The 14614-nt window shown below is 29.9% G+C and carries 16 protein-coding genes and 1 tRNA gene; 2 read left to right on the top strand and 15 right to left on the bottom strand.

What is annotated here, in order from left to right; translation table 4 throughout:
* Positions 1–138: 138 nt before the first annotated feature.
* From tig to SSYRP_RS01900, 4 genes are all read right to left on the bottom strand, one after another.
* Positions 139–1428 carry a trigger factor gene (tig, locus tag SSYRP_RS01915; RefSeq protein ID WP_016340625.1) on the bottom strand — a complete coding sequence of 430 codons (1290 nt, stop codon included), beginning with the start codon at positions 1426–1428 and terminating at the stop codon, positions 139–141.
* Positions 1429–1523: 95 nt separating this feature from the next.
* Positions 1524–2279 (bottom strand): DUF3196 family protein, encoded by a 756-nt coding sequence (locus tag SSYRP_RS01910; protein WP_016340624.1) that lies wholly within the window; start codon positions 2277–2279, stop codon positions 1524–1526.
* Positions 2280–2381: 102 nt separating this feature from the next.
* A tRNA-Arg gene (locus tag SSYRP_RS01905) sits at positions 2382–2458 on the bottom strand.
* A 66-nt stretch (positions 2459–2524) separates the two neighbouring features.
* The gene (locus SSYRP_RS01900) at positions 2525–3226 is read right to left on the bottom strand and encodes an ECF transporter S component (RefSeq protein ID WP_016340623.1); all 702 of its coding nucleotides are present in this window, start codon (positions 3224–3226) and stop codon (positions 2525–2527) included.
* Between the two features lie 131 nt (positions 3227–3357).
* Here SSYRP_RS01900 and SSYRP_RS01895 point away from each other — a divergent pair, with 131 nt between their 5' ends.
* Positions 3358–3921 (top strand): inorganic diphosphatase, encoded by a 564-nt coding sequence (locus SSYRP_RS01895; RefSeq protein WP_016340622.1) that lies wholly within the window; start codon positions 3358–3360, stop codon positions 3919–3921.
* Positions 3922–3960: 39 nt separating this feature from the next.
* Here SSYRP_RS01895 and SSYRP_RS01890 read toward each other — a convergent pair whose 3' ends face one another.
* The 8 genes from SSYRP_RS01890 to thyA form a co-directional block, all read right to left on the bottom strand.
* Positions 3961–4560: a deoxynucleoside kinase gene (locus SSYRP_RS01890; RefSeq protein WP_016340621.1), complete on the bottom strand. Its 600-nt coding sequence runs from the start codon at positions 4558–4560 to the stop codon at positions 3961–3963.
* A 15-nt stretch (positions 4561–4575) separates the two neighbouring features.
* On the bottom strand, positions 4576–5325 hold the full coding sequence (locus SSYRP_RS01885; RefSeq protein ID WP_016340620.1) for a pseudouridine synthase: 750 nt from the start codon (positions 5323–5325) through the stop codon (positions 4576–4578).
* A gap of 1 nt (position 5326) precedes the next feature.
* Entirely contained in the window at positions 5327–5875 is a 549-nt protein-coding gene (gene scpB, locus SSYRP_RS01880; RefSeq protein WP_016340619.1) for an SMC-Scp complex subunit ScpB, read from the bottom strand.
* A gap of 15 nt (positions 5876–5890) precedes the next feature.
* Positions 5891–6628, bottom strand: a complete 738-nt coding sequence (locus tag SSYRP_RS01875) for a segregation and condensation protein A (protein WP_016340618.1) — start codon at positions 6626–6628, stop codon at positions 5891–5893.
* Between the two features lie 142 nt (positions 6629–6770).
* A complete protein-coding gene (locus tag SSYRP_RS01870) occupies positions 6771–8081 on the bottom strand; it encodes a thymidine phosphorylase (protein ID WP_016340617.1) in 1311 nt (436 codons plus the stop codon).
* A gap of 10 nt (positions 8082–8091) precedes the next feature.
* Complete coding sequence (locus SSYRP_RS01865; RefSeq protein WP_016340616.1) at positions 8092–8880, bottom strand: lysophospholipid acyltransferase family protein; 789 nt, start codon at positions 8878–8880, stop codon at positions 8092–8094.
* A complete protein-coding gene (locus SSYRP_RS01860) occupies positions 8881–9363 on the bottom strand; it encodes a dihydrofolate reductase (RefSeq protein ID WP_016340615.1) in 483 nt (160 codons plus the stop codon).
* On the bottom strand, positions 9363–10232 hold the full coding sequence (gene thyA, locus SSYRP_RS01855) for a thymidylate synthase (protein WP_016340614.1): 870 nt from the start codon (positions 10230–10232) through the stop codon (positions 9363–9365). Before thyA ends, SSYRP_RS01860 begins: the two co-directional genes overlap by 1 nt.
* 136 nt (positions 10233–10368) lie before the next feature.
* On the opposite strand from thyA, the gene SSYRP_RS01850 reads away from it, so the two are divergent.
* Positions 10369–10710 (top strand): hypothetical protein, encoded by a 342-nt coding sequence (locus SSYRP_RS01850; protein ID WP_016340613.1) that lies wholly within the window; start codon positions 10369–10371, stop codon positions 10708–10710.
* 170 nt (positions 10711–10880) lie between these two features.
* On the opposite strand, the gene SSYRP_RS01845 is transcribed toward SSYRP_RS01850, so the two are convergent.
* The 3 genes from SSYRP_RS01845 to SSYRP_RS01835 all read right to left on the bottom strand — a co-directional run bounded on the left by SSYRP_RS01845 (position 10881) and on the right by SSYRP_RS01835 (position 14590).
* The gene (locus SSYRP_RS01845; protein WP_016340612.1) at positions 10881–12395 is read right to left on the bottom strand and encodes a hypothetical protein; all 1515 of its coding nucleotides are present in this window, start codon (positions 12393–12395) and stop codon (positions 10881–10883) included.
* 145 nt (positions 12396–12540) lie between these two features.
* Positions 12541–14109, bottom strand: a complete 1569-nt coding sequence (locus SSYRP_RS01840) for an MATE family efflux transporter (protein ID WP_016340611.1) — start codon at positions 14107–14109, stop codon at positions 12541–12543.
* 37 nt (positions 14110–14146) lie between these two features.
* A complete protein-coding gene (locus SSYRP_RS01835; RefSeq protein ID WP_016340610.1) occupies positions 14147–14590 on the bottom strand; it encodes a peroxiredoxin in 444 nt (147 codons plus the stop codon).
* Positions 14591–14614: the final 24 nt, after the last annotated feature.

Raw genomic sequence — 14614 nt, 5'->3', positions numbered from 1 at the left:
AGTGCTAATTTTTTAAATATTTTTTTGGTTGTTTTTCAATTGTATCAAAATATTATTATTTTGCAATTAATTTATTTTTAAAGCGAAGAAAATAGGTAAAAAAACTATTAAAATAGGCTTTTAATAGTTTTTTTAAAGTTATTTCCCATTTTTTTCGTATAAAAAGGCAAACACTTTATCATGAATTAATTGTTCTTTTACTTGTTCTTCGGAAATTAATTTCGCTTCTTTTAAAGTTTTTCCATCAATTCCAAATTGTTTTCCTAATTTTTCATATTGTTCATCAATTTCAGCAGGATTAATATCAAATTTTTCCTTATTTAAAACCGCATCAACAATAACCCCATTTTCTAAACGATTTTTCGCATCTTTGAATAATTCTTCATAAATATCGTCTTCTGTTAATCCTGAACGTTCTTTGTATGTTTTCATATCCATTTGTTGCGCTGTTAATTTTTGTTTAAATTCATTTTTTAACTGGTTAGCTTCTTTTTTAATAATTGATTCAGGAATTAAAATATTTGAATCTTTAACAATTTCACGGAATAGTAAACCAATAAAACGGTCATATTCTTGTTTTTGTAATTGTTCTTTAATGTTATTTTCCACATGTTCACGTAATTTTGCTAAAGTATCAATTCCTTTTAGATTAATATCTTTTGCTAAATCATCATTTAATTCTGGCAATTCTTTTGATTTCACTTCTTTAATTTTTAATTTAAATACTGCTGGTTGGCCTTTTAATTCTTCAACATGGTAATCGGCAGGGAATGTTACGTTAACTTCCTGTTCTTCACCACTTTTAAAACCAATCATGCCATCTTCAAAACCAGGAATAAATTGACCACTACCAATTTCTAAGGTAAAATCTGTTGCTTTACCACCTTTAAATGGGACATTATTAACAAAACCTTCAAAATCAAAGATTACAGTATCACCTTTTTCAATTCCGCTATCTTTTGGTTTATGAATCGCAAAGCGATCACGTAATTGGTCAATACTACGATCAATATCTTCTTTTTTAGCAACAACTTTTTCTTTTTTAATATCATCAAACCCTGTATAACGATTAATTGTAATTTCTGGTTTTAAATCAAAGTCTAATTCTAAAATATATTCTTCTTTACTTAATTTTTTAACAGTTGGAACTGGTGAAGAAAATGGTTGAACATCTGATTTTTGGTCAAAGGCAAATTCATAAGCTTTATTTACAACTAAGCGGTGCGCACTGTTTAAAATTTTTGCTTCTGTTAAATGCTTTTTAATTAAATCAGCTGGCACTTTTCCTTTTCGAAAACCAGGAATTTCTAATTCATTAGCGGCTTTCTGTTCAGCTTTTTTAACATAGTCTGTTCATTCTTTTCCATCAATTGTTACAGTTCATTTTCCAATCCCTTTTGCCAGGATTTTTTCTGCTTTAAATTTCATATCACTACCTACCTTCTTTACACATTTACAATTATAACAAAAAGTCTAATTTATATACATTAATTTTCGTTTTTTTAAAACATTTAGTGATAACCCTAAAAATCAATTTCGTTAAGAACTTTAACCTGGTCAATAACTAACTGGGGATTAATAGCAAAGCGATTAACTAATTTGTGATGATCATAATCAACCCCTAGCATTTTATTAGCTTGGGTAATAATCGCCGTTGTTAAAACCGGAATCTCACTTGGGGCTAATGAATCAGGGAAACGATATAAATAATAGGCTTCTAATAGGTTTAAACACAAGTGGTATAAACTAGGATTATCATTGTAAACTATTTCATCAAATAATTTTAGGAATTTTTGATGATTATCATCATCGTAAGGTCATTTTAAGGTATCTGGAGTAATTGTAAAGGTTTGCTTTTTTTTGATAACTTTTATTGGGGTTGTGATTTCTTGTTCTTGTAACAAAAATAATAACCGAACTTTAATTGGATCTCCAACAGTTGGATTAACCAATAGCTCGCTAATTATTGGTAAGAAATTGCGTAAATTTTGAGCTTGTAAAACTGGCACAACCATTAAAAATTCATCAACTGATAATAAAGGTTGGGTCAAAACTGCCGTAATCTTAGCTGGTGTTCAAACGTTATCAATTCTCTTACCATCGTTTATTTGAACCGTAATTATTTTTCCTAACGTTTTTAATTCTTTTTCAACGAAAGCGGGAACATAGGGCATTCTTAATTCATCATTAATTTTCTCTTGGGCCCTATGATATTCTCCCTGCGCAATTAACGTTTTAATTGTTGATAATAATTCATCATAGTAATTATCTTGTTCCATCCCTTTTCCCCTTTTCTTTATTGTTATTATTATAATTAATATTTTGCCAAAATAAAACCTTATTTATTTTTCTAAATAAGGTTTTGCTTTTTTTCAATTTAATGGCGCCCACGGAGAGATTCGAACTCACGACCCTACGCTTAGAAGGCGCATGCTCTATCCTACTGAGCTACGTGGGCATATCTTAAATATCATAACATATCCCAAATAATTTTCAATATCATTTCCTTTTATTTCCGAGAATTTTAGCAGTATAACTCTTCGGAAAAGTCAGGAATTGAATAAACGGGAAACGTTTTTCCTGTTCGGTTAAATTGGCGATGGTGATATTGTTCAGCAATAATAACAACTGCACGATAAATCATTACAAAAAAGATGCCATTGATTCCAAATTTAATTAAATTAAATGGTACTAAAATCGGAATCAAGATGCCTTTGAACCAAGTAATTACTTCGGGAGGATAATTCATAAAGGCTCCATACATTGGTAAGATAAATAATCAGTTAAAAAAGGCCATTACAAAACTAACTGCAACTGTTGCTAAAACTAAAGCACAACTTAATGTTAAATACTCGATTTTTTTGCTATTTTTTTGATTCTTAATTATTTTATTAAATAAAAATATTAATCCTCAAAATAAAATAATAAAAACCAGATCCGCTAGCATTAGGGCAAAAACATCAATTGGTGAATCCCCCAAATATAGGATTCGCAATCACGAAACAACAACAGTAATAAATAAGGTATAAAATAAACCAATAATTTTTAGAGCCATTAAAAAAATAAAATCTGTTAATTCAATTTTTAAAAATGGCGCTGATGGAAAAATTGACAAATTAATTAGTTTACTGATTCATGATAATAAAACATATAGCGCAACAATAACGGCTAAACTAACAATTTTTTTGCTATTAAGTTTAAAAATTTGCTGATATTTTTGGCGCATTATTTTCGCTCCTTTTGTGATTTATATTAATTATAACTGATTTTTTTCAGAAGATAAATGGCAATTTCGTAATATAATTTAATTATATATGTTATATTAATATTTAGAATTAAAAAGAAAGAAGGAAAAAAATGAAAAAAGATAACATCGTACCCGTTATTATTGAAATTCCCAAGGGTAGTGCCAACAAATATGAATATGATAGTAAAACTGGTCGTATCATCTTAGATCGTGTCTTATATGGGGCTAATTTTTATCCAGGTGAGTATGGATTTATTGAAAATACCTTAGACTGAGATGGGGACCCATTAGATGTCATTTCATTAATTACTTATCCAACTGTCCCAGGTTGTCAAATTAATATTCGTGTGTTAGGAACAATTAATATGATTGATAATGGTGAAATTGATACTAAGTTAATTGGGGTTGTTAATGATGATCCCCGTTTTAATCATATTGAAACACTAGATGATATTCCGCAACACTTAAAAGATGAAATTGAAAACTTCTTTTTACAATATAAAGCTTTACAAAAAAAAGAAGTTCGTATCAATGGTTGAAGTGGTTTAGACCAAGCTTTAAAAGAAATTAAGGAATGTCAAGAACGTTATTTAGAATATAAAACAATTTTAGAAACAGAAGGCAAAGAAAAAGTAATGGCAATTTGAAAAGAAAAAGGACTTGGCCAAGCTTAATTTAATAAAATAAAAGGATTTATTACGAAATAAATCCTTTTATTTTATTTCTTTTTCAATTAAACTAACAATTTCGGCGGGAGTTTTTGTATTTGCATTAATAACTAAAACATTAAATTTATCTTTAATTTTTTGATATCATTCTTCATATTTTTTGTTTAATAAAATTCAGTATGCCTCATCAACAGTTTGTTCACTGGCACGTCCTCTTTTTTTAATCCGTTCAATCGCAATGCTCGGATCAACTTGTAAATAAACAACTAAATCTGGTTTAATTTGGTCATCTAAATATAAACTTTCTAATACAACAATATTATAAAATTCCATATAGACTTTATAATCAACTTCGTCCATATAACCTAGTTCATAAAGGACATCGACAAAAATTGCATCCTCTAAAATACTACGGTCAAAAATAATATTAGGGGTAATTTTGGCTTGTTTTAATTGCTTACTACGAGCCATTACCATATATACTTGCATTTTAAAGGCCATTGCTTTCGGGTCTTGATAATATGCATCTAGATAAGGATTTTCTTCAACTGGTTCATCCATCACAAGATAATTATGTTTTGCTCCTAGCATTTGGCTAATTGTTGATTTCCCTACTCCAACAACTCCGGCTAACGTAATTTTCATTTATTTAATCCTCCATTAATTGTTTTTCTGTTTTGCTATCACACCTACACCAAAAAAGCGTTTAACTTCTTTTGGTTTTAAATGTCTTCATTCCCCCGGACGAAGTGTTTCATCTAATTCTAAAAAGGAAATTGCGACACGTTTTAATTTTAAAACTTCTTTACCAACCGCTGCAATCATCCTTTTAACTTGGTGTTTTTTTCCTTCATGAATTGTTAAACTAATCACAGCATTATTTGTTTTGTCAGCATAATTTAGTAATTTTGCTGTTGCCGGACTAGAAATAATCCCTGGTTCAATTTCAACTCCTCGGGCTAATTGTTGTAACTCTGTTTTACTAATGGCCCCATTAATTAAAACATGGTATGTTTTATTAACAACATGACTAGGATGAGTAATAATATTTGCAAATTCCCCATCATTTGTTAATAATAATAACCCACTAGTATCATAGTCTAATCGCCCAACAGGATAAATTCGTTGGGGAATTCCTTGAATATAGCTTAATACTGTTCGGCGATGTTGGGGGTCAGACATTGTTGACACACAATTTCGGGGTTTATTTAACATAATATAAACTTTTTCGCGATTAATATTTTGCAATGGTTTATTATTAATTGCAATTTTATCGTGGGGTCCAACTTTTGTTCCTAACTCACTAATCACAACCCCATTAACTGTTACTTTTCCAGCGGCAATTAACTCTTCCGCTTTTCGGCGCGAACAATAACCGGAATTGGCAATAACTTTTTGTAAACGTTCCATCTTATTTAAATAACTCCTCATCATCTTCTAATTTTGCTTCTTGCAATTCTGGTAACTCTGATAACGATGATAATTTAAAGACCTTTAAAAATTCTTCCGTTACTTGATAGTTCATTGGTTTTCCAGCAATTTCACTTTTACCAACTTCTTTAATTAATTCCCGGGCTTTTAATTTATGAATAACATTATCGGAATTAACTCCTCGTAAATCTTCAATTTCTGGTTTCGAAATTGGTCCTCGATAGGCAATTATCGCCAAGGTTTCTAAAGCTGCTTGGGATAGTTTACTTTCAAATTTATTATTGGCTAATTTTAAGTAAAAACTATAATATTCTTTTTTGGTTGTTAACCGGTATTTTTTTGCAAATTTGGTAATAATAAAACCGCGGCGAGTATTATTTTGATATTCTTCTTCTAACTCAGTTAATAATAATGTTACTTCCTGGGGTTCTAACTCTAAAACTTCACAAATTTCATCCAACATAATTCCTTCATCGCCGACTAAAAATAATAATCCTTCTAATAAAGCGATTTTTTCTGCATTATTCATTTGTTTTCCTCCTTATTACTTCTGAAAAGTAAGATAAATTTGTTCTAAGTGATCGGATTGTTCAATCACAATTTTTTGACTTCGTGCTAAATCAAGTAAAGCAATAAAACTAGCCACAAAAACTTGTAACGTTGGTTCAAAATGGCTTAATAATTCTTCTAATAATCATGTTTTTGATGTTTCACCCATTAACTGGACAATTTTAACCGCCATATCTTCTGGGGATACTTCGCTAATAACAATATTTGATTGTAAGGGGCGCTGTAAATTAATTCGTTCCAGCATTTTTAAAAAGGTATTAGCTAATTTATCAACATTAATTTTTGGCGATAATGGTAATTGTTCATCAGGCACTTTGTTTCCCTTAATAATTGTTTTTGGTTTTGATAAGTACTGGCGCCCTTGTTCATGTTGTTCTTTAAAGTATTTTGTCACTTCTTTAATTTTTTTGTATTCTAATAAGCGGGCAATTAATTCATTGCGTAAATCAGTTTCGTAGTTATCTTCAATTTCGACTTCTTGTTTTGGGATTAATAATTTCGTCTTAATTTCCACTAAGTAACTGGCCATCAATAAATATTCTGCTGCCACTTCGATATTAAGGTTATTAACATCGGCTAAATAACTAGTAAATTGGTCGGTTAATTGCGCTAAACTAATTGTAAAAATATCAAGTTCTTTGCCCTTAATTAGATGTAATAATAAATCTAACGGGCCCGTAAATTGTTCTAAATTAACTTCATAGCGCTCCATTGCCAATTTTCCTTTCTTTGTTAATAATCTCTTTAATTAATAATAACGATATTTTTGCAATAATGAAATATTTTGATTAAAAATAATAACTGCCAAAAAAAAGTATATCATTTTATTTGATATACTCAAAGCCTGTTATTAATTATTGAATAATGTCATAAATTAGTTCTTGTTCTTTTGGGGCTTTTTCAACAACACGATAAATTTTATCTGGTCATTCATAAATTGCTTGGGTTGGGTAACGATTTGTATATAATGTCATAATAACTTCATCTTTTTTCACAACATCGCCATGTTTTTTATTTAAATAAATTCCAGCTTTATGATCAATTTCATCGGTCATTTCACTGCGCCCAGCCCCTAAGCGTGATGCTAAGAACCCAAGTTCACTCGTATTAAAGATTTCTAAATAACCATCTTGTTTTGCTTTAATTTCAATTCTATTAGTTACTTTTAATAAATTCTCAATTGTGGTTAGATTTTCAATAATTGCTAAATCGCCCCCTTGTTCTTTAATAAAAGCTTTAAAATAATTTAATGGTTCTGGGGTTTTTAAGCGTGCTTCACAAGCAGCAAAGGCTTCATCCAGGTTATCAAAAATCCCCCCTTGGCAAAGACTTAACGCAGCAACTTTACAACTAATATAAATTAAATCTTGTGGTCCGCGCCCTTGTAATACTTCTAAAACCTCAAAAATTTCAATTAAATTACCAATTGCATGCCCTAATGGTTGTGACATATTAGTTATAATAACTGCTACTTTTTTATTAAAGTCCAACCCTAATTCAATCATAATTTGGGCTAATTCACGTGCTTCTGAATTACTTTTTAATAACGCCCCACTACCACTTTTAACATCTAACACAATCCCATCACTTCCCGTTGCAATTTTTTTACACATTACACTTGAAGCAATTAACGGTAATGAATCAGAAGTTCCGGTTACATCGCGTAATTGATAAATCTTTTTATCCGCTGGGACAATTTCTTGTGATTGGGAAATAATTGACATATTAGTTTTTTCAATAATTTTAACAAATTCATCGAAAGTAAAATTAGTTTTAAAGCCTGGGAAACTTTCTAATTTATCAATTGTGCCCCCCGTATGACCAAAACCACGACCAGAAATTTTCGCAACTTTTAAGCCAAAAGAAGCGACAAGTGGGCCATAAATCAATGAAACTTTATCACCAACACCCCCAGAAGAGTGTTTATCAACTTTAAAACCAGGAATTTGTGATAAATCATAAGTTTCTCCTGAATTAACCATTGCCTCCGTTAAATAAAAAATTTCTTTCGCTGACATTGACTGAAAATAAACTGCCATTAAAAAAGCCGCCATTTGATAGTCGGGAATAATCCCATTCGTATATTCAGAAATTAAGTAATGAATTTCTTCTTTTGTTAATTCTTGACCATTTTTCTTTTTTTCAATGAAATTTAAAATATCCATATTATCTATCCTAACTTTTTTTCTTTAATTCTTTTTTATATTCATGGTATGCTTTTTTATCATCCACATTAGCAAATTGATCAAGGCCTTTTTGAATGATTTGTTTAACATTATTAGCAATTAAGTCAGTTGGTTTTGTCATAAACGTATCTGGTTTAATTGGTTTGTGGAAAACAATATGAACATATTTGCGACCTCTTTTTTTTGCCTTTTTATTTAAAACACGATATGAATTTACGATTGATACAGGAATAATTGGAACATGAGCTTTTTGGGCAATTTTAAAACTTCCCGCTTGAAATTCCCCCATTTCTTCTGAGTGACTACGAGTCCCCTCAGGAAAAATCACCATTGTGCGGGGAATGCGAATTAATTCATTTGCTTCTTGCATAACTTCTAATGCTTGACGAGGATTTTTACGATCTAAAAATAAAACATCAATTAATGTTAAAAAACGTTTAAAAGTTTTATCATTTTGTAATTCCAATTTGGCAATAAAAGCACATGGTGCTGTTTTACTAAAATCATTTAAACTAAATAAAATTCCCGGGTCAATGTTTGATTGGTGGTTTGCAACCATTAAACATCCTTTATCAATTCAATTATCACGATTGTGAACAATTAATTTAATATCAAAAAGTCATAAAAAATAACGACATCTTTTTTGTAATCAATGATAGCGATATTCTTCTGTTACTAAATTGGGGTCTCGCTTTACTTTTTTCGCCATACTTTTTGATTTTGTCAAAGTTCTTAAAAAGCGCGGTAAAGTTAGAAAGACTTTTCAGCCATTAATCATCTAATTTTCTTCCTTCCTAATATATTCTTTTATAATAAAACCGGGTTTAACAACTTCACTTATTTGTTGAAAAGCGGTTATATCAAAGCCAGGAAAATAGGTATCTCCAACATAATGCCCTTTAATTTCTGAGATAATTAGCATATCTGCATAGGGTAAAAAATCTTCATAGACTTTTTTGCCCCCACAAATTAAAATTTCATTTGTTGGATTTTTACTATATTTCTCTATAATATTATCAAAATTATTGATAACTTCAACATCAACGTCATCAATTTTATAATCTTCTTGATGGGTTAATAAAAAGATCTTACGATCAGGTAGTTTTTTACCGATCCCCTCATAGGTTTTACGACCAAACAAAATTGTTTTTCCCAAAGTTGTTGCTTTAAAATGGGCTAACTCTTCTTTTAAATGTCATGGTAATTTATTACCCGCCCCAATTAAACGATTTTCATCCATTGCTCATAATAGTTTAATCATTAGACAGCAACAGCTCCTTTAATTAAAGGGGCTGGATCATAGTTTTCTAAACTAATATCCTCATATTTAAAATCAAACAACGAAGTAATGTTCTGATTTAATTTTAAGGTTGGTAAGGAGCGCGGTGTTCGGGTTAATTGTTCATTTACTTGGTCTAAATGATTTTGATAAATGTGACAATCACCAATACTGTGGACAAAATCACCAGGTTCTAAGCCTGTTACTTGCGCAATTAAATATGTTAATAAAGCATAACTGGCAATATTAAATGGAACTCCTAAAAAAACATCAGCACTACGTTGATATAATTGACAACTTAGTTTTTTATCTTCTGACACATAAAATTGCATTAATGTATGACATGGTGGTAAAGCCATCTCATTAATTTCCGCCGGATTCCAGGCGCTAATAATATGGCGGCGAGAAAACGGATTCGTTTTAAGATTTTCAATTAATTGTGCTAATTGATCAACACCATTAAAATTACGTCATTGCTTACCATAAACTGGCCCTAAATCACCATGGCGTTTCGCAAATTCACCATCAGTTTTAATTTTTTCAACAAATTCAGCTAATGTTTCATTATTATATTCTTGTGATTTTTTAAATTTTTCATATGGTCATTCATTTCAAATCCGAACATCATTATCAACTAAATATTTAATGTTAGTATCCCCAGCAATAAACCATAATAATTCGTGAACGACTGACTTAAAGTGAATTTTCTTTGTTGTTAATAACGGAAACCCCTCATTCAAGTTAAAACGCATCTGATAACCAAAATATGAAATTGTTCCTGTTGCAGTTCGATCTGCTTTTTCTTGGCCATTTGCTAAAACAAATTCGACCATTTTCAAATATTGTTTCATAATACTCTCCTCTTAGTGTTAATTTACTATTCAATATTACCCTATTTGGTAAATAAAATCACTTAAAATGATTAAAAAACTATTGCTATTTTTATCTTGTCTATGTTAATATCAACTTATCAAAGGGGTGACAACAGTGAAAAAAAAGTTTTTCCAAATTTTATATAAAATTAAACTATCTTTTGGTCTGTTTGCCCCAAAATCAACTTCACAAGTTTTATGAAATATTTTTAATAATAATGATTATGAACAAGCCTTTATTATTAATAATGAAATTAATGAAAATAATGCTATTACCAATAATAGCGAAACAGTTGTAATTGAAAAAGAAGAACAAGAATTATCTTTGGCCCCTGTTGCTAAAAAAATTAGTTCTCAACAACAAAATAATTTCTTCACAAGTCCATTATTAGTAATTTTGGGATTTGTCTTATGATTTTTCTTAATTAAAGTAGTGCAACTACCACCAGTAAAATAGATAAATTAAAAAAATACAACAACTAAACCCTAAAATTAATATAAATTTTTCATATTTTTAAACCCTTTATAAAATAAAATTAATTATATATAATAGAAATGAACTAGACATACTCCTGTCTAGTTTTTTTATTATTTTAATGCATAAAAAAGATATTATTGCTAATATCTTTAGAACCATGGGTTAAAGGTTTTTGTAATACCAAATCACCCATTAACAATTTCTTGGAAAGCCGGAACATTAAAGTAAACAATTGTTAAGACTCCAACGGCAACCACTAAGATTACTAATAAACTAATGATAATTTTAGCTCATAAAGGTAATTTCTTCTTATTGGCACGTTTTTGATCTCTTTCTCATACTTTTTTTGCTTTAGCACTCGCTTTTAATTCTTTTTTAGTTAATAAAGCATCATTTTCTGGACTTAAATCGTCATAATTATCAGCCCCTAAATCATCATAATTGTCTGAATTTAAATCTTCATCATAACCATCATTGTAATCAGCTGGATAATTATCATCATTTTCATAATTATCTGAATAATATTGATCTTCATCATTAATAAATTCATTATCCATGTTATTAACATCATCTCATTGATCAATATAATCTTCTTTACTTGATAATTCTGGATTCATAATTGCAAAATGATTATCTGTTGCTAAATTGTCATTATTATAGTTGTCAAAATCATATCCTTGGTTTTCTGGAACAAATTGTTGTGAATTATATCCCATATTCATTGAATCTTGACCAATTACAGGTGGTTGGTTAGGTTGATAATAGTTTTGTTGTGGATACTGTTGTTGTTGATATCCAGGAGCAGTTTGGAATTGGTTAGCTGATGGGGCATTTAAATAATATGGATTATTTTGTTGTTGACCATAAGCAAGATTTAATGGATTAATTGATAAACTTTGAGGATTTACATCATACATATTCATCCCCTGCATGTTTTGCTGTTGACCATTATTAATTGGTGGTAAAACATAAGGTTGATAAACAATAGCTTGATAAATTGGTTTATTAAAGTGAATTGATTGCTCAGGACCACCAGCCATACCCATTTGGTTAAAACCTGGACCATGACCTTGTTGGGCAAATGGTGAAAACATTTGTTGACCCATAAATTGATTATATTGATCACCCATCATTGGCATTCTTGGACCTGGGTATTGCATTGGATTAGATAATGGTGTTAAAAAACCATTATTAAAACCAGGACCAATATTGTTTTGTTGTTGATTTTTTAACATTTGATTTTCTTGCATTAGTTGTTTAATTAAATCATTGTTATTAGTTTGACCTGGTTGTGCTGGTTGATTAGGCTGATTTGACTTAATTGGCTGACCTGGTTGATTTGATGGCCCAATTGGTTTTACTGGTTGGCCACTTGGCTGGTTACTAGCTTTATTATCAACTGTTGTTTTAATTGGTTCACCCGGTCTTACTGGCTTAATAGAACCAATTACTTGCCCTGGTGCTGGCTTTGGCCCTTGATTATTAATCACCTGATTTTTATTTACCCCTGTACTTGTATTCGCAATATTTGTAACTGTTTGTGAATTATTTTGGCTCATTACTTTATTATTGGCCATGTTTGCATTATCAGCTAACTTATTATTGATTAGTGGTCCATTATTTGTTTCACCTACATTTTCGTTACCTTTGCTTTGATTGTTCATAGTTTTAACCCCCTGTATTAATTTTTTACCCGTACATTAATATTATACTACAAAAATCAAAAAATTTCTAAATTTTCTTGCTTTTATTATATCCACAGTATATAATATTATACTAAATTCCAAGGTGACAGGTGGTAAAAACCCTTTAAATTAAAGGCTGTTCCGTTTTTTCGGTTGGTTTTTTTAAAAACGAATTCTTACGTTTTGATAAGAAAACAGCTAAAATAATCCCGACAATTAAGCCTGAAATTAAGTCATTAAGACCAATTACTAAAAAATAATACCAGTTACTATAAGTTGTTCCATCATCAAAAGCATGGGCAATGATATAGCCAATAATAACTAGAATTGGTAAAACAATAATCGCACGTAATGATGAAACAATTGTTGCTAGTCTTGTTTTATTGATCCCTTGAAATAACGTTGTTGCCGTAAAAGAAATTCCTGCTAAAGGGAAGCTCATTGTCATCAAAATAACCCATCAACGAACTTCATTAACACTTTCCGGGGGAAAGGCAAAAACTCGCATTAAACTAGGAGCAAACAAAAGACAGACAAAAAAGACAATCACTAATCATCCTGTTACTAAAATAAAGCTCCGTCAGGTAATTTGATAAATTTTATGATATTGCTTTGCTCCATAACTATAACTGATTAAAGATTTGCTACCCTGACTGATCCCTAACGCAACCGAAGTAAATAGCATAATTCAGGGACTTATCGCACTATTATATAGCTGTAAAATAGAAGAACCATACTGATTACGTTGTTCTACTTGGCCAGGTAAATACGCAATCATCGTTGCTGAAAGAATTGCGACAGAAACAATTGCTAAGTTATTTAAAAATGATGGTAAACCTAACTGAAAGATTTTTTTAAGATTATTTTTTTTCAAAGTATAAAGATCATGTCAACGAAAACGTAAGTATGAATCCTGACTTTTATAAATAATAATCATACTAATTGTGATTGAAATACCTCACGAAACAATTGTTCCTAAAATTGCCCCTTCTAATAATAAATTCCCGGCCTTAACAAAAATAATGGCAAATACAGCATTAGTGACAATTGATAAAACCGTAATTAAAGCAGCTCATTTCCCTTTCCCATCGGCTCCTAATAATGTTAATAATAAAAAGTTAATAAACATTAAGGGACTAGCAATTAACATTGGTCAAATATAACGTCAAGTCAAATCTTGAATAATTCAAGCTCCTTTTTTTGATAATTGGATAAAAATAATGATATTATCTCATTTTGGAAAAACTAACGTAAAAACAAAAAGTCCAGCAAAAAGCGAAAAAAGAAAGGTAATTGTTACGGAATTACCAGAGATAATTTTTGCCTCTTCGCGGTTAACTTGCCCATAACGATAAGAAAACGAAATAGAGCTTCCTAAAGCAGTTAAAACAGCAAAAGAAAATAACAAGTTATAAATTTGAGAAGATATTTGGGTGGCAATATTAACAAATTCTTTCGCAATTTGAGGGGATAAAATCCCATTATTAACACTAATATTATTTTTATATCATTCGAGATACGGCTGATAATCAAGGACATTTTGGGTTACAAACGACAATGAAATCAACTTATCAATTAATGGATAAGATGCTGAAATTGTCATAACAAAAATTGTTGGCAAAGAATAGATGAAAACTGCTTTTCATAGATTTTCATAGCGTAATTTTAATTCATTTTGTGATAGTATTTTCATTTAAACTCCCATTGATAAATTTTTAATAATTGTCGATCTAAATTAATTTTAAAACATCACTAATATGCTCAACGGCTTTAACATTTCGTCATTCATGTAGAATGTTAAATTCATTATCAAGCATAAAAGTACTACGTTCAATTCCCATAAAAGTATTATTAAACATTTTCTTTTCTTTTAAAACATTAAAAGTATTACATAATTGTGAATCAACATCACATACTAAAGGAAATTCAATATTATTTGATAATTTAAATTGTTGTTGTTTTTTTGGAACATCGCGACTAACCCCAATGACACTATAACCGGCTTGTTTGAATTGGTCATAAAGTTTATTATATTCAACTGTTTCTAAGGTACAAGCACTAGTATTTGCTTTTGGGAAAAAGTAAATAATATATCCTTTTTCTTGTTGAAACTCACTTAATAAATGCTCAGTATTATCAGAAAATAATAATTTTGTTGTTTTTAAATTAATCATGGTAACCTCTACTTTCTTTTGCCA

The sequence above is a fragment of the Spiroplasma syrphidicola EA-1 genome, assembly GCF_000400955.1.
In the GTDB taxonomy this organism is placed as follows: Bacteria; Bacillota_I; Bacilli_A; order Mycoplasmatales; family Mycoplasmataceae; genus Spiroplasma; species Spiroplasma syrphidicola.
This window is presented reverse-complemented; position numbering and strand designations above follow the sequence as displayed.